Below are 22,182 nucleotides of genomic sequence, written 5' to 3'. Positions count from 1 at the left end.
ACACGCCGCTCGCGCCACCGGCGGTATGCGCGGCGCAGCAGGTCTTCGAGCAGCAGGGCCAGTTCCGGTCGCCCGTGCAGTCGTGGGTCGGGTGCCGGCGTGAGCATCGGAATGCCCGCCTGCTCAGGCGATCTGGGGGACGGCCTCGGCGGTGACGCCGCGCGCGGGCGTCATCAGCCGGTGCACCACCGCCCCCACCGCCACCGTGGCCAGCACGAACAGCGGTGCGGCCCAGAGCATCCACCAGCCGCCGCCGTTCGGGGTGTAGACGGCGCTGCGCGGCCAGGCCAGGTTCACCGCCATCGCGAGACCCCACACCACGGCCAGCGCGTTGATCGCGATGCCGTAGCGGCCCAGCGTGAACAGCTTGGTGCCCGCGGCGTCACCGGCCACGTCGGCGGGCCAGCCCTTGATCCGGCGCCGCAGCAGCGGCACCGTGACCAGCAGGTACGCGATGTAGAGCATGACGATGCAGACACTGGCCAGGGTCGCGAAGATGGCCGCGTTGCCCAGGTTCAGCACCAGCAGGCCGATGCCGAGCACGCCGATCGCGACAGCGGGCCACACCGGGGTGCCGAAGCGGGGGTGCACGGTCGAGAGCTGCTTGGAGAAGGGCAGGCGGCCGTCGCGGGCCATGGAGAACAGCAGCCGCGAACCCGCGGTCTGAATCGCCAAGGTGCACACGGTGATCGCGCAGGCCACGCAGGCCAGCACCACCTTGCCGGGCGTGGTGGACAGCTTGGCCTCGATCACGTACGCCAGGCCGCCGCTCGCCAGGGAGCCGTCGGTCAGGCTCGGGGCGGCCATCAGCGCGCCCAGCAGGATCAGCCCGCCGCCCAGCGCCGACACGGCCAGCGCGGACAGGATGGTGCGCGGCGCGACGTGGCGCGGGTTCCGGGTCTCCTCGGAAAGCTCACCGGCGGAGTCGAATCCGACCATGACGTAGGCGGCCATCAGGCCCGAGGCCAGGAAGGCGGCCCAATACGGTCCGGTCGCGGCCTGATCGGTGTGGGTGACCACGCCCGGCCCGCGGTCGGTGTGGGTGAAGAACACCGCGATCACCGCGATCACGCCGATGATCTCGATGGTCACGCCCAGCGAGTTGATCCGCGCCATCCAGTCGATGCCGACCACGTTGATCAGGGTGGTGACGACCAGCAGCACGCTGCCCAGCAGCACCGCGTTCGAGGCCCCGTCACGGGAGGTGAGATCGGTATCGGTGCCGATGAGCTGGAAGCCGGACCAGATGGTCGGCAACACCACCTGCAACGCGATGGCGGCGGCCGCGGCGGTGACGATCTGGGCGATGATCATCATCCAGCCCGCGAACCAGCCCACCACCTCTCCGGCCAGCCGGCGCGACCACTGATAGATGCAGCCCGAGATCGGGTAGCGGGCGGCCAGTTCCGCGAAGTTCAGCGCCACCAGGAACTGGCCCGCGAAGACCAGCGGCCAGGTCCAGAAGAACGCCGCGCCTCCGAAGGAGTAGCCGAAGCCGAAGAACTGGAAGATGGTGGTGAGGATGGAGACGAAGGAGAAGCCCGCGGCGAAGGAGGCGAAGCGGCCGAGCTTGCGGTGCAGCACCGGCTGATAGCCGAAGCGTGCCAGATCGGCGCTGTCGTCGCTGGTATCGAGGCTGGTCGGGCGGTCGGGGGTGATGGCTTCGGCGGAGGCAACCATGGCGGTGAGTCTTTCCCGAGGCGAATATCTATCGCTTGAAAGTTTTCCGCTTGCGATCGCTCCGCCGGTGACGCCGATGTATCGGATGGGTGGCCCGCCGTAACTTCTGCGTTGCCGGTATTTCTATCAAGTGACAGGAAACTCACCCGCCTGGTCGAGCGATCGGTAGGACAGAATGAACTCCGTGACCCAACTCGGACCCGGTCGTCCCCGCCTCGAACCGCGCCGGCGCGCAGGCCAGACGCCGCGTGCCGAAATCCTCGACGCCGCCGCCGAATTGTTCACCAGCCACGGCTACGGCAATACCTCCACGCGGGCCGTCGCCGACGCCGTCGGCATCCGGCAGGCCTCGCTCTACCACCACTTCGCCGCCAAGGACGACATCCTCGACGCGCTGCTCGCCGAAACGGTCACCGCACCACTGGAATTGGCGGGCACGCTGGCCGAACGGGCCGAACCGGCGGTGCTGCGGCTCTACGCGCTGGCCTGGTTCGACGTCAGCCAGTTGTGTGCCAGCCGCTGGAATCTCGGTGCGCTGTACCTGCTACCGGAGCTGCGCAGCGAACGCTTCGCCCGCTTCCGGGAGCGGCGCGACGAGCTGCGCGGCCACTACGAGACGCTGGCCGCCGCCGTCATCGCCGAAGTCGGGACGGGCGCGGTGGCCGGCGCCGAACGACTGCCGTTCCGGCTGGTGGAGTCGGTCATCAATATGCGCTCCGACGAGGGCGCGGCCCCCGAGTACGCCGAACAACTGATCCCCGACGCCATCCTGCGGCTGCTCTGCTGGACCGAACCGCTGGCCGAGACCCGGCTCGCCGCACTCGAACTGGCGCGCCAGGCCGCCTCGACCCAGAGCTGACGAATCAGGACTTGCCCTTCGAGGTGCCCCACTTCAGGCCCCACCCGTAGGCCTGATCCACCGCCATCTTGCCCCAGAACCGGCGGCCCTCCGGCGGCCGCACGAACCGGCCCTCGCGGCGCACCACCAGCTCGCCGCTCACATTCTCGATCAGCGCGAGCACCATCTCGCGCGAATCGTCCTGGCAGCCGCCGACTTCCATCTCGATCGGCGGCGCATCGCGCGGGAACAGGGTCGCGGTGGCGTGCACGCCGCGGAAATCCTGCGCGCCCTCGTAGATCGAGGCGAACACCAGGATCCGGCGGAACGCCGCTGTGTGGTCGAGATTGATGGATAGGTTCTCGCCCGCCGCACTGCTGCCGGTCCGGTCGTCCTGATCGAGTGCGATGAACGGCGGTTTGGTGAGATTGCCGAAGGTGTCCAGCGCGCTCACACACCCGCGCGAGCCGTCGGTCAGCTCCCAGAACGCGCACAGATCCAGGTCCAGGCCGCCCTGGGCGCGCTTGCGCCCGAACAGACCACCCGAACTCGGGACCGACCAGTTCAGGTTCACCCGCATGACGCCGCCGGTCACGCCCTGCTTGGTGAGCGAGACCGCCGGGGCTTCCTTGGTCAGCGAGATCTTGGCCAGATTCACCCGCTGCGGGGGCGTGGGCGGCGGCGCGGCGGCGAACTGCTGCGGTGGGGCGAATTGCTGCGGCGGCGCGGGCGGGGGCGTGAACGGCTGGCTCGGCGGCGGGGGTGCGAACTGCTGCTGCGGGGGAGCGGGCGGCGGCAGGAATGGCTGCGGCGGCGTGAACTGCTGCGGCGGTGGCGGAGGTGTGAACTGCTGCTGCGGCTGTGGGGTGAATTGCTGCGGGGGAGGAGGCGGTGTGAATTGCTGCTGAGGCGGGGGCGGCGGCGCGAACTGTTGCTGCGGGGCGGGCGGCGGCGCTACCGGCTGGGGCGGAATCGGCTGCGGCGCGGGCGCTTCGTCGACCGTGATGCCGTAATCGGTTGCCAGTCCCGCGAGTCCGGAGGCGTAGCCCTGGCCGACCGCGCGGAACTTCCAGCCGCCGTCGCGGCGGTACAGCTCGCCCAGCACGAACGCGGTCTCGGAGGTGGCGTCGGTGCTGTCGAAGCGGGCCAGCTCGCGGCCGCCCGCATCCACCAAACGCACGTGCAGGCCGCGGAATTGGGCGAAGGTGCCACCGTCGGCGGAGGCTGCCAGCACGATGCTGTCGATCTGCGGCTCCACCCGGGGCAGGTCCACCGACAAGGCGTCCACCACCGTCGCGCCCGCCTGCTTGCCGTGGTGGCGGACCGCCCCCGAGGCGTGCAGCGGCTGGTTGTAGAAGACGAAATCGGCGTCCGAGCGGACCCGCCCGCCGGCCAGCAGCAGCGCGGAGGCATCGGCGTCGGGGACCCCGGGTCCCGCTTGCCACCCCAGTTCGATCCGAACCTCGGGGACCGGCACGGGAACGTTGGAACCCTTCATCATCGACACGATTTCCAAGTTATCCGATTCCATTCGCCGCCGTCCCGGGGTTGATGACCGGCAAATGTTCAGCTGTCCAGTCACCTCGGCCTACACTGACAAACGGACAAATCGCGCATTGGTAGCTAACCGGAACATCGGCGTCTTCGGACGACTGTTCAGCGGCGGGAGCGACGCATGACGGAAACCCAGCCCGATCTGGGGCGCAAGAAGTGGATCACCCTCGGAGTGCTGGCGCTCGGACTGTCCATGGTGGTGCTCGACGGCACCATCGTCTCGGTCTCGCTGCCGGTCCTCATCGACCAGCTCCAGCTGAGTTTCACTCAGGCGCAATGGATCAACAGCATCTACGCGGTCGTGCTGGCCGCGCTGTTGATCACCAGCGGGCGGCTCGGCGACCGGCTCGGCCGGCGCACCATGTTCGCCGTCGGCGTCGTCATCTTCCTGGTCGGCAGCATCCTGGCCGCGCGGGCACACGGTGCCGCACCGCTCATCCTCGGCCGCGTCATCCAGGGCGTCGGCGCGGCCGGCGTCATGCCCGGCACGCTGGCCACCATGAACGCGATCTTCCGGGGACGCGACCGGACCATCGCCTTCGCGGTGTGGGGCTCGGTCATCTCCGGTGTCGCGGCCATCGGCCCGCTGCTCGGTGGTTGGCTCACCACCTACTTCACCTGGCCGTGGATCTTCCTGGTGAACATCCCGCTCGGTGTGCTGGTGCTGATCGGACTGGTGCTGTTCGTGCCCGAGACCCGGGCCGGCAAGAACGCGCCCGGACTGGACGTCGACGGGTTCCTGCTCAGCGCAATCGGTTTCGCGCTGCTGGTGTTCGCGCTCATCGAAGGCCAGACCTACGGCTGGTGGAAGCCGCTGCGGGAGTTCCCGATCGCGGGCCGGCACTGGCCGGCCACCGCGCCGATCTCGCCGATCCCGGTGCTGCTGGCGCTCGGCGCCCTGGCGCTGTACCTGTTCGTGCGCTGGGAGCAGCATCGCAATCTGCTCGGCCGCTCCGCGCTGCTGGACCCGGCGCTGTTCAAGATCCCCAGCTTCCGCTGGGGCAACATCACCGCGTTCCTGGTGGCGCTGGGCGAATTCGGTCTGCTGTTCGTGCTGCCGCTGTTCATGGTGAACGTGCTCGGGCTCTCCACCCTCGGCGCGGGCTACGTCCTGGCCGCCATGGCCGTCGGCGCGTTCCTGGCCGCGGGCATCGCCGAGGGCATCGTCCGGCGGTACGGGCCGGTGCGAGTGGTGCAGCTGGGCCTGGCCTTCGAGGCCGTCGCCGTGGCGCTGGCCGCACTGTTCGTCTCCCCGCACATCTCCGGCTGGTGGCTGGCGGTGCTGCTGATCGGCTACGGCATCGGGCTCGGGCTGGCCTCGGCCCAGCTGACCGGGGTGGTGCTCGCCGATGTGCCGCCGCAGAATTCCGGCCAGGGTTCGGCCACCCAGAGCACCGTGCGGCAGGTCGGCTCGGCGTTCGGTACCGCGGTCATCGGTGCGCTGCTGTCCGGAGCGCTGGCGCACGACCTGACCAACCGGCTCGCGAAGGTCCCCGACCTGCCGTCGAAGGCGGCCGACACCCTCGCCACCGCCACCCGCGAGTCGGCCGGTGGCGCCATCCCGGGGGTCCGTGAGCACGGCGCGGGCCCGGCCATCGTGGATGCGCTGAGCCGCGCCTTCACCGACTCCACCCGCACCACCCTGCTCGCCGCCGCTCTGATCCTGCTGGTCGGCCTGGCCTCGGCCAGCCGCATCCCGAACCGGCCCTACACCGGGACACCCGCCGAGGATGCTGCCGAAACCGCGGAGGGGCAGGACAACTGACCGCCGCGACAGCGACCCGATGAGCGTCGGGTCAGTCGATCAGGCCGAGGGCGTGCAGTCGCTGGAAGACCAGTAGGGAGCCGGGCGCGACCTCGTCCATGGCCGCGTATTCGGCGAGGGTGAACCAGCGCAGCTCGGCGATCTCGCCGGAGGCGCGCGGCTCCTCGGTGAGCTCGCCGAGGAAACAGGTCATGTGCAAGCGGGTGCCCGGCGCGTGCCCGTACGCCTCGGCCTCGAACACGCCCAGCTCGCTGACACCGGCCGTACCGACGCCGAGCTCCTCGCGAATCTCCCTGTGCAGGGCCATCTCCGGGGTCTCGCCCGGATCGATCTTGCCGCCCGCCATGTAGAAGACGCTCTTGCCGCCGGACCTGGTCTGCAGCATGCGGCGATCCCGGATGTGCGCCAAGGCCGCGGTTCGAATCACCCGCTCACCCTAGCCAGGGCCGGGCGCGGCGGGTCAGCAGGCCACGCGTCCGAGCCGCTTGCGGTCGAGGGCGGCCACGGCCCGCACGGCGGCGGCGAGTGCGACGACCGGTGGCACCCAGCGCGCCTCGCGCGGCATCACGCCCCAGGCGGTCGCGCGCCGCGCGTCCGGGAGCGGCACCCGCGCGCCGCCGGTGTGGACGATCGCGCCCGCGGCGCGCAGGCCCTCGATCGCCCGGGCGGCCTTGGCCACCCCGGTGACCAGATGGATCTCCCGCCGCTGCGTCCCCGGGACCTCGATCACCGGGCCGGACAGGTTGTTGGCCCGCAGGTATCGGCGCACGCCCGCGGCGGCGGAACCGGAGAGTTCGATGGCCGCGATCCGCTCGTCGGTGATCAAGTCGACGCCATCGCCCGTCGCCTCGATCGTCCATCCGTATCGGCGGTAGTCCTCCGCCACAACGCTCAACGCCACGTTCATCACCCTCACACCCGCTGCTGTGCGCCCGATCCGCCGTGGCTGTGAGGTTCCAGAGAGAACGCTGCGATCACCGGCCACACCAACGATTCTCGGGCGGCGGCGGGTGCGGCCGCATCGGCCTGTGGTCGTCGTTGTCTAGGGGACATCCCCTAGGTGAGAGCCGCGGAATCAGCGGGCGGGCGGGGCGATCTTCCAATGGCGCTGAAGGGCTTCGGCGATCTCCGGGAGAATCGTCACCGGAATCCGCTTGTGCCGCAGCATCGTACGAATCTCGTTGACCTGCTCACGTTTACGCAGGTCATAGGCGTTCGCGACGGGGCGCCGCACCGGCGGGACGGACAGCAGCACCAGCTCCTGATGCGGCTCGTCGCCGCCGTTCAGATCCAGCGCGAGCGTCCAGCGGCCGGACTCGTCCAGCGCGAATCGGCCCGCCACCACCCGCTGCCACGCCACCGTCGAGCGCGCCCACGGCGTCCGCAGCACGATCGCGTCCTCGGTCAATTCCACGCCGTCGCGCCCGAACAGCGCGAACAACAGCGCGACCGCGGCGGCCGCCCCGAAGAACAGGCCGGTGAACACCCGATTCAACCCGAACGCGCCGACCGTCCCCGCGCACACGACGGCCACCGCGAACACGCCCGCCGCCAAGTAACCGGCAATCCGCCGCCCGGGTACCACGCCCGCCCGCACCATCGCTCCACACCTCCCGCCGTCGACTGCGGGTCACCGTACCCGTGCCGTCTCGTCCGCGCCGACTCCCCGCCGATCTCGACACCGACGGCCCGATCGACCTAACCTACGGTGCCCGCCACAACGCGCCGGGCGCCGGTGGTCCCGGACCGCCCGAAGGAGTCACGCATGCCCCACACCGACCTCGAGCGCCGACTGACCGACCTGATCGAGGAGCACGGAGTCCCCGGCGCGCAAGTGGCGGTGCTGACCGGCGGCCGCATCCACGACGCGGCGGCCGGAGTGCTGAACACCGCGACAGGCGTTGTGGCGACCACGGATTCGGTGTTCCAGATCGGCTCGGTCACCAAGGCCTGGACCGCGACCCTGATCATGCAGCTCGCCGCCGAGACACTGATCGACCTCGACGCCCCGGTGCGCCGCTACCTGCCCGAATTCCGGGTGCGCGACGAGACGGCCACCGCGGCGATCACCATCCGGCAGTTGCTGTCCCACACCTCCGGCATCGACGGCGACCTGTTCCTCGACACCGGGCGCGGCGCCGACGCGGTCGAGAAGTTCCTGCCCGCCATCGCCGACGCCCGACAGGTGCACCGGCCCGGCGCGATGTTCTCCTACTGCAACAGCGGCTACGTCGTGCTCGGCCGACTCCTGGAAGTGCTGCGCGGCAAGCCTTTCGACGCGGTACTGCGCGAACGACTGGTGGCACCGCTCGGGCTGACCCGGGTCGCCACCGACGCCGACGCGGCCATCCTGTTCCGAGCCGCTGTCGGGCACACCGGATTCGCGCCGGAGACCGGACCCCAGCCCGCACCGGTGTGGGCGCTACCGGCCTCCAACGCCCCCGCCGGCGCCCGGCTCGCGATGTCCGCGCGCGACCTGCTCGGCTTCGCCCGGCTGCACCTGTCCGGCGGCCGCACCGCCGACGGTGTCGCGCTGCTCCCCGAAGCCCTGGTCCGGGAGATGACCCGGCCACAGGTCGAGGTGCCCGACATCGGATACGGCACGCACTGGGGTGCGGGCTGGCAGCTGTTCGATCCGGCCGGAAGCGGCGTGTTCGGGCACGACGGCAGCACCATCGGCCAGAACGCCTTCCTGCGCATCGCACCCGCCGCCGGGGTCGCGATCACCGTGCTGGCCAACGGCGGCAACGCTTTCGCGCTCTACCGGGACCTGGTCGACGACCTGCTGTGGGAGCACGCGGGCGTCCGGCTGCCCGCCCGCGCCGTACCGCCCGCCCGGCCCGAACCGGTCGACGCCGCACTGGTCAGCGGGCGCTACCGCTCGGCCATGTACGAGCACGCCATCGACGTCGACCCCGACGGCCGCGCCTGGCTCTCCACGATCCCGCTCACCCCCGAGGCGGCCCTGGTCTCCGTCCCGGACCGCATCGAACTGCTGCACCTGCGCCCCGACGCCCTGATCGCCGCCCATCCGATCCGCGGCCGCCACGCCGTCTACGGCTTGATCGACGGTGACGGCCACGCCGCCGCCCGCTACCTGCACACCAGCCGGGCCATGCCCCGCCAGCCCTGATCCTCGCTCAGTTCAGGTCGGCGGCGGAGGCCACGACCACACCGAAGAGGTCGGCCACCGTGGCCAGGGCGCTGTCGTGCAGCTGCGCGGCGCTCACCTCGCCGACCGCGGACTTCAACGGGCGGGTGGCGCAGGCGTCGGCGACCACGGTCACGTGATCGCCGCGCAGGAACGCGCCCTGGGCGGTGAAGGCGACGCACATGTGGGTCATGAAACCGGCGATGACGAGCCGGTCGCGGCCCGCGGCGTCCACCCGGTCGGCGAGATCGGTGCCGACGAAGCCGTTCGGAACCTGCTTCACCACAACGGGTTCGCCCTCGATGGGCGCGACGCGGGGATGGATGCGGCCGATCTCGGCGGTGATGTCGTACGGGGTTCCCGGGCCGCCGTCGTTGACGACGTGAATGACCGGCGCACCGGCGCGACGGGCGCGGGCCAGCAGGTCGGCGGCGGCGTCGAGGGCGGGCTCCCAGCCGGTCAGCTCCATGACGCCGCGGATGTAGGTGTTCTGGTAGTCGACCAGGATCAGGGTCGCGTCGGCCAGGGTGGCGGCGGTCTGATCGAGGCCGCTGAGGTCGCGCAAAGTCTGTGCGGACATGGGGATTCCTCCGAAGGTGCGGGGTCCGGACCGCCCGGTGCGGTGGACGTTTTCCACGCTATGGGCCCGCGGTCGTGTCGGAAATGTCATGTAACCTGCAGATCCGGACATCGTGGTGGGAGGGACGACCAGCCGTGGAAACCGTCGAACGCTTCGTGGTCATCGTGCTGTTCGATCGCGTCGACCTGCTCGACGTCACCGGGCCGCCGGAAGTCTTCGCACTGCTGCAACGAGAGATGAACGGGGCCACCGGATATCACGTGGCGCTGGCCGCCGAGACCCTCGACCCGGTGACCACCTCCGCCGGGGTGCGGGTACTGCCCGAACTCACCTTCGCCGAGCTCGCCGGCCGCCGGATCGACACGCTCGTGGTGCCGGGCTCGGTCGAGGTGGACGGCGACGGCCGGGTGCGGGCGCTCAGCGACCCGGCCGTGGTCGCGCGGGTGCGCGAGCTCGCAGCCCGGACGCGGCGGGTCGCCTCGGTCTGCGTCGGCGCGCACATCCTCGCCGACGCCGGACTCCTCGACGGCAAGCGGGCCACCACCCACTGGTCGACCGCGCAGCAGCTGGCGGCCGAGCATCCGGCCGTCGACGTCGACGCGGATCCGATCTTCATCCGCGACGAGAACGTCTGGACCGGTGCGGGACTCACCGCCTGCCTGGATCTGGCCCTCGCGCTGGTCGCCGACGATTTCGGCGACGCGCTCGCGCTGCGGGTCGCGCGGCAGCTCGTCATGTTCCTGAAAAGGCCCAGCGGACAGAGTCAATTCAGCGTGTCACTCGAACCGATCTCGACCACCCGGCGCATCGACGACCTGCGCCACCACATCACCCGGCACCTGGCCGAACCGCTCACCGTCGCCGACCTGGCCGCGCGGGCGCACGTCAGCGAACGACAGCTGACCCGCATTTTCAAGACCGACCTCGGCACCACGCCGGCGGCCTACATCGAGTCCGCCCGCGTCGAATTCGCCCGCAATCAGCTCGAGACCACCGACCACACGCTGGAACGGGTGGCGACCCTGAGCGGCTTCAACACCACCGACACCCTCACCCGGGCCTTCCGGCGCACGCTGGACACGACGCCGACGGAGTATCGAAACCGCTTCCGGATCAACTGATCACGCCTCCAGCGCGACCGCCGCCTCCGCTGTGTACACCAGGAACGTCAGGCTCTCCTGGAAGTACAGCTGCACCGTCTCGGCATCGTGGGCGAGATAGCCGATGGACAGGTCCTGACCCACCTGCAGGTCGAAATCGCCGCCGCGCGTGGACAACACGAACGCGCCGTCGATGGCCGGGGCCCAGATGATGTCGCCGTCGATGAGCCGCTCGATGTGGGTGCGGATCGGGTGGCCGTGGTCGGAGGTCTCGCTCACCGCCGTGTACAGATCCGCCGACAGCAGCACCGAATACGGTCCGTCCACACCGGCCAGCCGCAGCTTGCTCAACGCCTGCGCCACCGCTTCCGGGGCCAGCCGCGGGTCGCCGGGCAGCTTCACCGGCTCGCACGACGTGGCCGAACGGATACCGGTGATCCCGGCCGCCGGATAGCCCTCGAAAATCGCCCGGTCCTCGGCGAACGCGATCTTCTTGGCCGCCGCCTTCACCGGGTCCAGATCGGCGTCCTGTGCGCCGCGCTCCACCGTATCGAGCTCCGCGCGCGAGAGCGCGAACGGCACCCGCAACTCGACCAGCGGAACCACCGCGCGCCGCCGCGCCTGCACGCCGTCGCCGGGGGACTCGATCGCCGTGGTGCGGCCGGTGCCCACCGCGGAATAGTCGACGCCGTGCGGCCCGGACAGGTCGACGACCCGACGACCGGCGATGTGCCGCTTGAAGGTTCGCGTCGCCTCCTCCTCGATGGCCTTCCAGGCCTCCGCGGTGATCGGCGCGAGTTCGCGATGCAGGTTGTTCATCCGTCAGCTCCGTTCGGTTCGACGATTTCGTAGGTACTCAACGATTTCGCAGCGCGCCGATTCCCAGCGAGCCGCTTTCGGTCCCGCCGCCATCGGATTCCGGCGCGCCGGCCGCCGCGACCGCCGGGGCGGGCGCGTCGGGCAGTGCGTCGAAGAACGCCACGGGCGGGGTGAAGAAGGAGGTGCCGGTGACGGCGGTGGAGAAATCCAGGATGCGGTCGTAGGCGGCGTCCGCGCTGCCCAGGAACATGCGGGTCAGCATGGTCTCGGTCACCGCCGGATCGTCGGCGTAGGCGATGTAATAGGTGCCGAACTCGCCGTCCTGAACCGAGCCGAACGGCATATTGGCGCGCACGATATTGCCGCTGACCGCCTGATCGTTCACGGCAACATGGGAATTCGCGGGCTGCTCGGCCTCGTCGAGCTCGTAGTCGTCGAGTTTCGTTCGCCCGATCACCTTTTCCTGCTCGGTGGTCGAGAGCGCCTTCCACGAATCCAGGTCGTGCAGGTACTTCTGCACGATCACATAACTGCCACCGGTGAATTCGGGATCCTCGTCACCCACCAGCGCGGCGGTGACGGCGAGCTGACCCTCCGGATTCTCGGTGCCGTCCACGAAACCGAGCAGATCGCGCTGCTCGAAATAGCGGAAGCCCACCGTCTGATCCACGATGGTGCCCGCCCCGGCCAGCCGTTCGGCGAGCTTCATCGCCAATTCGAAACAGGCGTCCTGGGTTTCGGCCTTGAGGTGGAACAACAGATCTCCGGGCGTGGCCGGGGCCTGATGCTTCTCACCCGCGAAACCCGGAAACTCGTGCAGCTGTGCGGGTTTCGGCCCCGCGAATAATCGGTCCCAGGCGGCGGATCCGATGCTCGTGATGCACGTGAGGCCGGAACCGGGGACCCGGAAGCCGACCGAACGGCGCAACCCGGGCAGATCTGCGAGCAAATCCCGCGCCACCGCCTCGCCACCCTCGTCGATCGTGACGACGAGGAACATGGCAGCCGGTGTCAGCGGGTCGAGGATCGACTGTGGCTCACCCATGGGGCCCAGCCTAGGCGAGGCCGCCGAGCACCCACCCTTCCGGTACGGCCGTGTCAGGCTCCCGGCCCCGCCGGCTACTTGGCGACGGTCAGCAGAAACGCCACGTCATCGATGGCTTTCACACTGTGCCGGGCATTCGGAATGACGATCAGGTCACCCGCCGAGCCCTTCCACTCGTTGGCGCCACTGATCAGCACGAGCACACCGCTGATCACGACCAGCGTCGCCTCGCCCGGATTCTCGTGCTCGGCCAGCGTCTGTCCGGCTGTCAGCGCGATCACGGTCTGCCGCAGGCTGTGCGCGTGGCCACCGTAGATGGTCGACGAGCTGCGCCCGCTCGAGGCGGTCGCGGCCAGCTTCAGCTGCTGGCGAGCAACCGCGGTCAGCGACTTCTTGTCCATGGACTGCCTTTCGCCGGAGTATCGCTGAGTATGCCGGACACACCCGGGCGGCTCGGCGGTTTCGAGGCGGTGTGTGCAGGAATTGCCGGACGAGGAATGGTCGCGTTATACGACGGGCCGCGTATAACGGCGGAAGCGATAGCGCAGACCCGTCGAGGACTCGCGCCAATCCGCTGCCTCGGCCCGCCACTGCCGGTCGATCGCGGGGGCCCTGGTGTCGCCGTCGATCTCCGCGTCGATCTCGGTGACGATCAACTCGGTCGCGAAAGGCATTGCGGCGCGATAGATCTCGCCGCCACCCATGATCCACACCGACTTCCCGGCCGTCATGTCCAGGGCCTCGTCCAGGGAACCCGCGCGCTCGGCGCCGTCCACCGACCAGTCCGGCTGCCGGGTCACGACGATATTGCGGCGCCCGTCCAGCGGCCGGAAACGCGCGGGCAGCGAATCCCACGTCTTCCGGCCCATCACCACCGGATGCCCGAAGGTCACGTCCTTGAAATGCGCCATGTCCTCGGGCACGCGCCACGGAATCGTGTTGTCCCGCCCGATGATTCCCTGCGTCGTCTGCGCCCAGATCAGGCCGACGGTCCTGCTCACGCCGCGATCACTCCCGTACTCACACCGCCACCGGCGCCTTGATCGCCGGATGATGCTGGTAGCCCTGAATTTCCACGTCCTCGTACGCGTAGTCGAACAGCGAGGGCGCCGGCCGCAGATGCAGTGCCGGGAACGGGTAGGGCTCGCGGCTCAGCTGCTCGCGCACCTGGTTCACGTGATTGTCGTAGATGTGCACGTCGCCGCCGGTCCAGATGAACTCGCCCGGCTGCAGCTCGGTCTGCTGCGCCACCATCAGGGTCAGCAGCGCGTAGCTGGCGATATTGAACGGCACCCCCAGGAACAGGTCGGCGCTGCGCTGATACAGCTGGCACGACAGCTTGCCGTCGGCCACATAGAACTGGAAGAAGGCGTGGCACGGCGCGAGCGCCATCCGGTCCAGCTCGGCCACATTCCACGCCGACACGATGATGCGGCGTGAATCCGGGTCGGTGCGCAGTGTCTGCAGCACCTGCGAGATCTGATCGATGTGGGTGCCGTCCGGGGACGGCCAGGACCGCCACTGCACGCCGTAGACCGGGCCCAGTTCGCCCTGCTCGTCGGCCCATTCGTCCCAAATGGTGACGCCGTGCTCGTGCAGCCAGCTCACGTTGGAATCACCGCGCAGGAACCACAGCAACTCGTAGACGATCGACTTGAGATGCACCTTCTTGGTGGTGATCAGCGGGAAGCCCTGCGACAGGTCGTAGCGCAGCTGATGTCCGAAGATGCTGCGTGTGCCGGTGCCGGTGCGATCCGCCTTCGGGGTGCCGGATTCCAGCACCAGTCGGAGCAGGTCCTCGTACTGGGTATCTCGGGCGCTCTCCACGCCTGGCAAGCTTACGCATCGTGCGAAAACTGTTTGTGATCGGAATCGGGGCGGGGGACCCGGACCAGGTGACGGTGCAGGCCATCAAGGCGATGCGCCAGGTAGACGTGTTCTTTCTGATCGGCAAGGGGGCCGAGAAGCAGGAGCTGACGGATGTGCGCGCCGCCATCCTGGCCGAACACGTGCAGCAGCCGCACACGATCGTCGAGATCACCGACCCGCCGCGCGACCGGACCGTCCCCGCCCGCCGCGCCGACGCCGCCTACCAGGGCGCGGTCGCCGACTGGCACGAGGCGCGCGCCGAACTGCTGGAGCGGGCCTTCGCCGAAACCGACGGCGTCGGCGGCATTCTCGTCTGGGGCGACCCGTCGCTCTACGACAGCACCCTGCGCATCGTGGAACGGGTGCTCGAACGCGGCAACCTCCGCTTCGACTACGACGTCATCCCCGGCATCACCAGCATCCAGGCCCTGGCCGCCGCCCACCGCACCGTGCTGCACGAAATCGGCGAACCCCTGCACATCACCACCGGCCGCCGCCTGCGCGACGAGGGCCTCGCCGACGGCCAGTCCACCCTGGTGATGCTCGACGGCGAATGCTCCTTCACCCAACTCCCCGGCGACGACATCTACATCTGGTGGGGCGCCTACCTCGGCATGCCCGACGAGATCGTCATCGAAGGCCCGCTGCGCGTCGTCGAGAACCGCATCACCCGCCGCCGCGCCGCCCTCCGCGAGGCCAAGGGCTGGATCATGGACATCTACCTGCTGCGCCGCTCGCTCTAGCGCGTGCTCAGTTCCCGGCCGCGGCGCGCGCCCGCTCGATGTCGTTGATGTGGGACTCGGTCCAGTGGCGCAGCGCCGCAATGGGTTCGGCGAGGCTGCGGCCCAGGTCGGTGAGTTCGTATTCGACGCGGGGCGGGATGGTGGGGTGCACGGTGCGGGTGAGGAATCCGTCGGTCTCCAGGCTGCGCAGGGTTTGGGTGAGCATCTTCTGGGAGACGCCGCCGATGCGGCGGGACAACTCGGTGTAGCGCATCGTGCCCTCGTCCAGCAGTGAATCGATGACCAGGACGGTCCATTTGCCCGCGATGTGGTCGAGCACCTGCCGGGTGGGGCATTTGGGGGAGTAGACGTCGGCGGGGAGGCCGGAGGATTCCACGATCGTCACCTCCAGGAGAGTAGCGCACTAATTAGTGCCTTCTTCCCAATAGAGAGTCACTCTCCAATAGTTAGTGGCATGACATCGATGAGCGTCGCCGACGCGATCCGCACCCGCCGCACCGTCCGCCACTACCGCCCCGACCCGGTGCCGGCGGCCACCCTCGACACCCTGCTCGAGCTCGCCATGGAAGCGCCCTCCAGCTGGAACCTCCAGGACCGGTCGCTGGTCGTGGTGACCGACCCGGCCGGGCGTGAGGGCCTGACCTGGGCCACCGGCGGCCAGCCGCAGCCCGCGGAGGCCCCCGTCATGCTGGTCTTCGTCGCCGAACCGCAGGCCTGGCGCGCCGATCGGTCCGACATCTTCGAACTGGCCCGCGGCACGCACGCCTGGACCGAGGAGTTCAGCAGCGGATTCGCCGCCGCCTCCACCGCATTCCAGCAGGACCTGGCCGACCGCGGGCTGCTGCGCGAATACGCGGTGAAGGACGCCATGATCGCCGCGAGCTACGTCATGCTGGCCGCCACCGAGCTCGGCCTCGCCACCTCGCCGATGAACGGGTGGGACGAGGACCGGGTGAAGAAGGTGATCGGCATCGAGGACCGCCCGGACCTGGCGATCGCGCTGCTCATGTCGGTCGGGTACGCCGCGGAGACTCGGCGGCATCCGGGTCGTCGACCGCTCGGCCGCACCGTGTTCCACGGGTCCTACCCCGCGCGCTGATCCGCTCGGGTGTCGGGGGCCGGGGTTAGGGTGGAGGCCGATCATCCAGGTCGCAGGCTTCCGGGTGGATGCCTCGGGGATTGGAGGAGATCCGTTGCCCGAACTACCGGAGATAGTGGCGCTCGAACAGTTTCTGGTCGAGCATGCGGTGGGGGCCGTGGTCGGGCGTGTCGACGTGGCCGCGCTGAGTGTTCTGAAGACCTTCGATCCGCCGGCGACCGCGCTGTCCGGGCGCGACGTGACCGGGGTGGGGCACTGGGGCAAGCACCTCGGAATGGATTGCGACGGGCTGTGGTTGATCACTCACCTGTCGCGCGGCGGCTGGTTGCGTTGGATCGACGAGCCCGGGGCCAACCCGCCCAAGCCCGGTAAGGGCCCGCTCGCCCTGCGCGTGCACTTCTTCACCCCCGAAGGAGCCACGCCCGCCTTCGATCTCACCGAGGCGGGCACCAAGAAGCGCCTGGCCGTGTGGGTTACGGCCGACCCGCTCTCGGTGCCCGGCATCGCCCGCCTGGGCCCCGACGCCCTCGCGGTCGGCGAACCCGAATTCGCCGAAATCCTCGGCGGCACCTCCCAGCGCGTCAAGAACGCCCTCACCGACCAGACCCTGCTGGCCGGCATCGGCAACGCCTACTCCGACGAAATCCTGCACACCGCAAAACTTTCGCCGTTCGCCAACTCCGGCACCCTGGACGCCCGGCAGGTGTCGCGCCTCTACAACGCCATGCGCGCCACCCTCTCCGACGCCATCGAACGCTCCGTCGGCCAGGACGCCGCCCGCCTCAAGGGCGAAAAGCGTTCCGGCTTCCAGGTTCACGCCCGCACCGGCCTGCCCTGCCCCGTCTGCGGCGACACCGTCCGCGAAGTCTCCTACGCGGACAAGTCCTTCCAGTACTGCCCCACCTGCCAAACCGCCGGCAAGATCCTCGCCGACCGCCGCATGTCCCGCCTCCTGAAGTAGCGCCCGGCCTCAGACCGAGGCCGTCACCTCGGTGCAGCGATCCAGCACGTACGCCGGAACCTCCACTCCCGCATCCAGATCGGCTGCGGGGATGGGGGCGTCGAAGACCTGGCGCAGGGGGAGGACGCCCGCCCAGACGCCGCCGGTCGCGATGTCCTCGGGGGTGTCGCGGGGGCCGCCGGTGCGGATCTTGACCGAGGCCTCGGTGAGGTCGAGGGCCAGGACCAGGGTGGCGGCCATTTCCTTCTTGTCGGGGGAGCGGACCGTGTCCCACGCGCCGGGGGCGGCCTGGTCGACGATGACGCGCAGGGCGTGCATGCGTTCGGCCGGGTCGGTCAGTTCGGTTGGGCGGGCGTGGATTACGGCGGAGCGGTAGTTCATCGAGAAGTGCATGGCGGAGCGGGCGTAGACGATGCCGTCGACGTGGGTGACGGTCAGCGAGACATCGCCGGTCATGGCGGTGCGCAGGTTGCCGGCGCCGGTGGAGCCGTGCAGGTACAGGGTGTCGCCGTCGCGGCCGTAGATGGTGGGGATGACCACGGGCGCGCCGTGCATCAGGACACCCAGGTGGCAGATGAGACCGGCGTCGAGGATGGCTTCCAGGTCGGCGCGGTCGGTGCGGCCCCGCTCCTTGGCGCGGGTGAGGCTGCTGCGCGGCGTGGGTGACAATGGGGTCCGGGTCGACGCTGTCTCACTCATGTGACCAGTTTCGGCCGGGAATTGGCATTGCTGAATAGCCAATTCCGCGGAAGATCAGTGGACCACTTGGGGGAATTCGTGCCGTTCACACTCGCGCATCCGTCGGCCGTCCTGCCACTGCGGCGGGTGCTGTGGTTTCCGGGACTGGTCGCCGGGAGCATCGCGCCGGACCTGCCGTACTACCTGTGGACGGGTGTGGATGGATCGCTGACGCATTCGCTGCCGGGCCTGCCGGTCGACGCGCTGCTCGGGGCGATCCTGGTCGCCGTCGGCGCGATGCTGCGCGGCACGGTGTCGGGAATGCTCGGCAAGGCCATCGCCATCAGCCGGCCACGGGTGGCGACTGCCGTGGCGGCACTCGTGATCGGCGCGGTCACCCACCTGGCCTGGGACGAATTCACCCACACCGACGGTATCGCGGTGCAGCATTGGGAGCTGTTGCGGGAGTCGGTGATCGGGCCGCACCGGGTGTACAACGTGATCGGTTACGTCTCGTCGATCGGCGGCATGCTCCTGCTCGCGGGCTACGCTATCGCGTGGTACCGCCGCGCTCGGCCCATCGACCCGGATCCCTTGCGCGCGTGGGTTATCGGCGCGCTGGCCAGGGTCGCGGCGCTCACCGCGCTCTACGCGCGCACCGATCCGATCGCACGGGTGAGCCTTTACGACTGCGTCCGGCACATGACGATCTACGCGATCACCAGCGCGGCGATCGGCTTCCTGCTCTACGCCCTCTGGTCCCAGGTCCGGCGGCGTCGAGTGGCATCCTGACATCAACCGGTTGCCGAATACCCAGGAGTCCACTTGCGAGCGAATCGCCTGGTCGACGACGACCTCCCGTTCGCCATCGAGCGGGACGGGCGGGTGCCGCTCGCCGCGCAGGTGGCCGACGGGCTGCGGCGGGCCGCGACCAGCGGCGCACTGCGCGGGGGCGACCGGCTGCCGTCGTCCCGCGACCTGGCGCAACGGCTCGGGGTGAGCCGGACCGTGGTCACCGCCGCCTACGACCAGCTGCACGCGGAAGGCTGGCTGGACGGGCGGCACGGGTCGGGCACCTACCTGACCGCCACGCCCCCACCGGTGGACGCGCAGACCGCCGGGCCGCAACGGGTCGACCCGCTCGCGGGACTACTGGACCTGGGCTCGGGCGCGCCGTCCATCGAGACCATCGACCCCGCCGCCTGGCGGCGCGCCTGGCGGGCCGCCTCCGACCGGCCACCCCTGATCCGGCGGGACCGGCGCGGGGAGGCGGCGTACCGGGACGCCGTCGTCGAGCATCTGCTGCGGCATCGGGGATTGGGCGCGGGCAGCGGGACGGCGGTGCTCGCCACCGCCGGAACCAGCGCGGCGGCAGGCGAACTGGCGACGGCGCTGCTGCGCCCCGGCGACGTGGTGGCGATCGAGGACCCCGGATATCAACGGGCGGCCGGGGCGTTCCGGGCGGCGGGCGCGCGGCTGGCACCGGTGCCGGTCGACGCCGAGGGACTGCGGGTGGACCTGCTGCCCGAGACCGCCCGCATGGTGTATTGCACGCCCGCGCACCAGTTCCCGATCGGCGCGCGCATGCCCGCCGCCCGGCGGGTCGAGCTGGTCGAGTTCGCGCGGCGCACCGGCGCACTCGTGATCGAGGACGACTACGACGGCGAATTGCGCTACGACACCGCGCCTTTGCCGCTGCTGGCCACCCTCGCCCCGGACCGGGTCGTGCACCTGGGCACCACCAGCAAGATCCTCACCCCCACGCTCGGGATCGGCTGGCTGGTGGCGGATCCGGCCGTCGCCGAGGCCGTGCTCGCGTATCGCGAACTCACCGGCACCAGCCCGGCGCCCGCCGGGCAGCAGGTGGTCGCCGAACTGGCCCGCAACGGCGATCTCGCCCGGCATCTGCGCCGCCTGCGCCGCGACATGCCCGCCCGGCGCGCCCTGGTGCTGGCGGAGCTGGGCCGCCACGGCCTGGAGGTGCGCGGCGACGACGCGGGCTCGCACGTCTTCCTCCCGCTCGCGACCGCGGACCAGGAGGATCGCGCGATCGCCGCCGCCCGCGCGAACGGCGTCTACCTGGACGGGCTGGCCCGCCACCACGTCGGCCCCCGGCGCACCTTCGGCATCGCCCTCGGATACGCCGCCCTACCTGCGGCGGACCTGCCCGGCGCGGTCCGGTCGGCCGGGTCCGCGCTGGCCCGGGTCGTACAGTGGACCGCATGACCGAAAAGGACATCCACGCGCGTATCAAGGAACTCGTGGATCGTGAGCATGAGCTGCGCGCCCAGACCACCGGCGGCGAACTCGACCCGGAGGCCGAACGCCGCCAGCTCGCCGATATCGAGGTCCAACTCGACCAGTGCTGGGACCTGCTCCGTCAGCGCCGCGCCCGCCTCGACCAGGGCCGCAACCCCGACGAGGCCCAGCCCAGCTCCCCTCGCCAGGTCGAGGGCTATCTGCAGTAGCAACCCCAGCACCCGCAGGCCGGGGCCGCCCACACCGAGCGGCCCCGAATCTGTGTCCGGCCCAGGTCGGGACCGGCGTGCCGGCGCGGCCGGCCGGACCGAGCCGGGCACGCGGTGCAAGGGAATCGGCGGAGGGGCAAGGCCTGGTGCCCGTGGGATTCGGGGCCGGTAAGGCCCTGGGAGGTCCCCCGAGTTCGGTTTACCCTTTTTCAATGGTGGCAACGACAGACATCACGACCGCGGACGGGGTGGTTCGCGGAATCCGTGGCCGCCGCGTTTCGCGCTGGCGGTCCATTCCCTTCGCGGCGGCTCCGGTCGGGGAGTGGCGTTTTCGTGCGCCGCAACCGGTCCAGCCGTGGAGCGGAGTGCGCGAGGCGACCGACTTCGGTTACGCCGCAATGCAACAGCGTGAAGGCGCCCGGCTCGGGCCGCGACAGGTGCAGCCGACGGGGGAGGACTGCCTCACCCTGAATGTGGCCGCGCCGAATACGCCCTCGGCCGCGCCACGGCCGGTGATGGTGTTCATCCACGGCGGCGGCTACATGGTCGGAACCTCCGCCCTGCGCCTGTATTCCGGGGCGCGGCTGGCGGCGCGCGGCGACGTCGTCGTGGTGTCGGTCAACTACCGGCTCGGCGCGTTCGGCTACGTCGACTTCGGCGAATACTCCACGCCCGACCGGCAATTCGATTCCAACCTGGGACTGCGCGACCAGGTCGCGGCCCTGGAATGGGTGCAGCGCAATATCGCGGCCTTCGGCGGCGACCCGAACAATGTCACCATCTTCGGCGAATCGGCCGGCGCGCACGCGGTGCTGTCGCTGATGGCCACACCCGCCGCGGCCGGACTGTTCCATCGCGGCATCGCGCAGAGCGCGCCCGCGGACTGGGCGCCCAGCCAGGCCGAGGCCCGCCTGTTCGCCCGGCGCTGCCTCGACCGGATGGGCATCGACCCGGCGGACGCGGCGCAAGCGCTGAGCACGGCCCCCGCCAACGACATTCGCAAGGGAGTCGACCACGCGCTGGCCCGCGTCATGCACGAACAGCCGGGCCTGTTCCCGGTGGCCCCGACGGTGGACGGCGACTTCCTGCCCGTCGCGCCGGTCTCCGCGTTCGTCAACGGCACCGCGCATCGGGTGCCGCTGATCCTGGGCACCAACCGCGACGAGGCCACCCTGTTCGTGCGCCTCGACGACACCCTGCCCACCACCCCCGACCGCATGCGCTGGCTGCTGCACCACGTCGACCAGACCCTGGGCACCGACGACGAGGGCCCCATCTTCACCAAGCTGGGCCGGGCCATGCCGACCTCGGAGGAACGCCTGCACGAGCGGCTCAGCGAATACGGCGCCGCCGTCGAATCCCGGGTGGCCGCGGCCTATCCCGGCTTCCCCGGCCGGAAGGCCACCGTCCGGATGGGCGGCGACTTCACCTTCTGGCGGCCCTCGGTCCGAGTCATGGAGGCGCACAGCCGGTTCGCGCCCACCTACGCGTACCGCTACGACTTCGCGCCGCGCGCACTGCAATTGAGCGGGTTCGGTGCGACCCACGCCCTGGACCTGGTCCCGGTGTTCGGCGCGGTCGACTCGGTGGTCGGCCGGGCCATGACGGCGCTGGGCGGGCATCGCGGATTCCGTGCGGTGTCACGCCAGTTCCAGGACAACTGGCTGGCCTTCGCGCGCACCGGGAGCCCGCTGCCGAACTGGCCCGCCTACACCGAGGAGCGGCGGGCCACCATGATCATGGATTCGCCCGGTCGCGTCGAATTCGATCCGGAGGGCGCCAAACGCGTGGCCTGGCAAGGGGTTCGGATTCCCGCCCTGACCTGAGCGGCG

General features: G+C 70.2%; 24 protein-coding genes. 11 read left to right on the top strand and 13 right to left on the bottom strand.

Translation table 11 applies throughout. The annotated features are described in order from the left end of the window. Window positions 1-123: 123 nt before the first annotated feature. On the bottom strand, window positions 124-1,680 hold the full coding sequence (locus ACYVKL_RS16735; RefSeq protein WP_379164340.1) for an amino acid permease: 1,557 nt from the start codon (window positions 1,678-1,680) through the stop codon (window positions 124-126). A gap of 175 nt (window positions 1,681-1,855) precedes the next feature. On the opposite strand from ACYVKL_RS16735, the gene ACYVKL_RS16730 reads away from it, so the two are divergent. Beyond that, a complete protein-coding gene (locus tag ACYVKL_RS16730; protein ID WP_379164338.1) occupies window positions 1,856-2,539 on the top strand; it encodes a TetR/AcrR family transcriptional regulator in 684 nt (227 codons plus the stop codon). Between the two features lie 4 nt (window positions 2,540-2,543). On the opposite strand, the gene ACYVKL_RS16725 is transcribed toward ACYVKL_RS16730, so the two are convergent. Then, window positions 2,544-4,019 (bottom strand): TerD family protein, encoded by a 1,476-nt coding sequence (locus ACYVKL_RS16725; protein WP_379165759.1) that lies wholly within the window; start codon window positions 4,017-4,019, stop codon window positions 2,544-2,546. Window positions 4,020-4,193: 174 nt separating this feature from the next. On the opposite strand from ACYVKL_RS16725, the gene ACYVKL_RS16720 reads away from it, so the two are divergent. Beyond that, window positions 4,194-5,837, top strand: a complete 1,644-nt coding sequence (locus tag ACYVKL_RS16720) for an MFS transporter (protein ID WP_379164335.1) — start codon at window positions 4,194-4,196, stop codon at window positions 5,835-5,837. 31 nt (window positions 5,838-5,868) lie between these two features. On the opposite strand, the gene ACYVKL_RS16715 is transcribed toward ACYVKL_RS16720, so the two are convergent. From ACYVKL_RS16715 to ACYVKL_RS16705, 3 genes are all read right to left on the bottom strand, one after another. Beyond that, entirely contained in the window at window positions 5,869-6,264 is a 396-nt protein-coding gene (locus ACYVKL_RS16715) for an NUDIX hydrolase (RefSeq protein WP_213559294.1), read from the bottom strand. A gap of 33 nt (window positions 6,265-6,297) precedes the next feature. Next, window positions 6,298-6,744: a hypothetical protein gene (locus ACYVKL_RS16710; protein WP_379164332.1), complete on the bottom strand. Its 447-nt coding sequence runs from the start codon at window positions 6,742-6,744 to the stop codon at window positions 6,298-6,300. A 168-nt stretch (window positions 6,745-6,912) separates the two neighbouring features. Next, on the bottom strand, window positions 6,913-7,437 hold the full coding sequence (locus ACYVKL_RS16705; RefSeq protein WP_379164329.1) for a hypothetical protein: 525 nt from the start codon (window positions 7,435-7,437) through the stop codon (window positions 6,913-6,915). Window positions 7,438-7,602: 165 nt separating this feature from the next. Here ACYVKL_RS16705 and ACYVKL_RS16700 point away from each other — a divergent pair, with 165 nt between their 5' ends. Continuing rightward, on the top strand, window positions 7,603-8,970 hold the full coding sequence (locus ACYVKL_RS16700; RefSeq protein WP_379164326.1) for a serine hydrolase domain-containing protein: 1,368 nt from the start codon (window positions 7,603-7,605) through the stop codon (window positions 8,968-8,970). Between the two features lie 7 nt (window positions 8,971-8,977). Here ACYVKL_RS16700 and ACYVKL_RS16695 read toward each other — a convergent pair whose 3' ends face one another. After that, window positions 8,978-9,568 (bottom strand): cysteine hydrolase family protein, encoded by a 591-nt coding sequence (locus ACYVKL_RS16695; protein ID WP_379164322.1) that lies wholly within the window; start codon window positions 9,566-9,568, stop codon window positions 8,978-8,980. A 134-nt stretch (window positions 9,569-9,702) separates the two neighbouring features. Here ACYVKL_RS16695 and ACYVKL_RS16690 point away from each other — a divergent pair, with 134 nt between their 5' ends. Beyond that, window positions 9,703-10,689 carry a GlxA family transcriptional regulator gene (locus ACYVKL_RS16690; RefSeq protein ID WP_379164319.1) on the top strand — a complete coding sequence of 329 codons (987 nt, stop codon included), beginning with the start codon at window positions 9,703-9,705 and terminating at the stop codon, window positions 10,687-10,689. Here the strand turns inward: ACYVKL_RS16690 and ACYVKL_RS16685 are convergent, their stop codons facing one another. From ACYVKL_RS16685 to ACYVKL_RS16665, 5 genes are all read right to left on the bottom strand, one after another. After that, window positions 10,690-11,487, bottom strand: a complete 798-nt coding sequence (locus ACYVKL_RS16685; RefSeq protein WP_379164317.1) for a family 1 encapsulin nanocompartment shell protein — start codon at window positions 11,485-11,487, stop codon at window positions 10,690-10,692. It lies immediately after the preceding gene. A 37-nt stretch (window positions 11,488-11,524) separates the two neighbouring features. Further along, complete coding sequence (locus ACYVKL_RS16680; RefSeq protein WP_379164314.1) at window positions 11,525-12,532, bottom strand: Dyp-type peroxidase; 1,008 nt, start codon at window positions 12,530-12,532, stop codon at window positions 11,525-11,527. Between the two features lie 74 nt (window positions 12,533-12,606). After that, on the bottom strand, window positions 12,607-12,933 hold the full coding sequence (locus ACYVKL_RS16675; RefSeq protein WP_213559299.1) for a cupin domain-containing protein: 327 nt from the start codon (window positions 12,931-12,933) through the stop codon (window positions 12,607-12,609). Window positions 12,934-13,038: 105 nt separating this feature from the next. Further along, window positions 13,039-13,533: a dihydrofolate reductase gene (locus ACYVKL_RS16670; protein ID WP_379164311.1), complete on the bottom strand. Its 495-nt coding sequence runs from the start codon at window positions 13,531-13,533 to the stop codon at window positions 13,039-13,041. A 19-nt stretch (window positions 13,534-13,552) separates the two neighbouring features. Beyond that, complete coding sequence (locus ACYVKL_RS16665) at window positions 13,553-14,359, bottom strand: thymidylate synthase (RefSeq protein ID WP_379164308.1); 807 nt, start codon at window positions 14,357-14,359, stop codon at window positions 13,553-13,555. A 20-nt stretch (window positions 14,360-14,379) separates the two neighbouring features. Between ACYVKL_RS16665 and cobF the strand changes: the two genes are divergently transcribed. After that, on the top strand, window positions 14,380-15,144 hold the full coding sequence (cobF, locus tag ACYVKL_RS16660; RefSeq protein WP_379164306.1) for a precorrin-6A synthase (deacetylating): 765 nt from the start codon (window positions 14,380-14,382) through the stop codon (window positions 15,142-15,144). A 7-nt stretch (window positions 15,145-15,151) separates the two neighbouring features. Here the strand turns inward: cobF and ACYVKL_RS16655 are convergent, their stop codons facing one another. Then, entirely contained in the window at window positions 15,152-15,520 is a 369-nt protein-coding gene (locus ACYVKL_RS16655; RefSeq protein ID WP_379165758.1) for a winged helix-turn-helix transcriptional regulator, read from the bottom strand. Between the two features lie 78 nt (window positions 15,521-15,598). Here ACYVKL_RS16655 and ACYVKL_RS16650 point away from each other — a divergent pair, with 78 nt between their 5' ends. Both ACYVKL_RS16650 and ACYVKL_RS16645 read left to right on the top strand, forming a co-directional pair. Continuing rightward, on the top strand, window positions 15,599-16,243 hold the full coding sequence (locus ACYVKL_RS16650; RefSeq protein WP_379164303.1) for a nitroreductase family protein: 645 nt from the start codon (window positions 15,599-15,601) through the stop codon (window positions 16,241-16,243). Window positions 16,244-16,337: 94 nt separating this feature from the next. Continuing rightward, window positions 16,338-17,204 (top strand): Fpg/Nei family DNA glycosylase, encoded by an 867-nt coding sequence (locus ACYVKL_RS16645; RefSeq protein ID WP_379164300.1) that lies wholly within the window; start codon window positions 16,338-16,340, stop codon window positions 17,202-17,204. Window positions 17,205-17,213: 9 nt separating this feature from the next. On the opposite strand, the gene ACYVKL_RS16640 is transcribed toward ACYVKL_RS16645, so the two are convergent. Further along, a complete protein-coding gene (locus ACYVKL_RS16640; protein WP_379164297.1) occupies window positions 17,214-17,903 on the bottom strand; it encodes a pyridoxamine 5'-phosphate oxidase family protein in 690 nt (229 codons plus the stop codon). A gap of 57 nt (window positions 17,904-17,960) precedes the next feature. Here ACYVKL_RS16640 and ACYVKL_RS16635 point away from each other — a divergent pair, with 57 nt between their 5' ends. The 4 genes from ACYVKL_RS16635 to ACYVKL_RS16620 all read left to right on the top strand — a co-directional run bounded on the left by ACYVKL_RS16635 (window position 17,961) and on the right by ACYVKL_RS16620 (window position 22,176). Continuing rightward, window positions 17,961-18,674 (top strand): DUF4184 family protein, encoded by a 714-nt coding sequence (locus ACYVKL_RS16635; protein ID WP_379164294.1) that lies wholly within the window; start codon window positions 17,961-17,963, stop codon window positions 18,672-18,674. A 33-nt stretch (window positions 18,675-18,707) separates the two neighbouring features. After that, a complete protein-coding gene (gene pdxR, locus ACYVKL_RS16630; RefSeq protein WP_379164291.1) occupies window positions 18,708-20,108 on the top strand; it encodes a MocR-like pyridoxine biosynthesis transcription factor PdxR in 1,401 nt (466 codons plus the stop codon). Then, complete coding sequence (locus ACYVKL_RS16625) at window positions 20,105-20,350, top strand: DUF2630 family protein (protein ID WP_213559312.1); 246 nt, start codon at window positions 20,105-20,107, stop codon at window positions 20,348-20,350. The genes pdxR and ACYVKL_RS16625 overlap by 4 nt, the downstream gene beginning before the upstream one ends. Before the next feature lie 212 nt (window positions 20,351-20,562). Then, a complete protein-coding gene (locus ACYVKL_RS16620; protein WP_379164288.1) occupies window positions 20,563-22,176 on the top strand; it encodes a carboxylesterase/lipase family protein in 1,614 nt (537 codons plus the stop codon). The last annotated feature ends 6 nt before the right edge of the window (window positions 22,177-22,182 follow it).

It is taken from the genome of Nocardia tengchongensis, from assembly GCF_054781395.1.
Note: the sequence above shows the minus strand (reverse complement) of the source record. Positions and strands in the feature narration are given on the sequence as shown.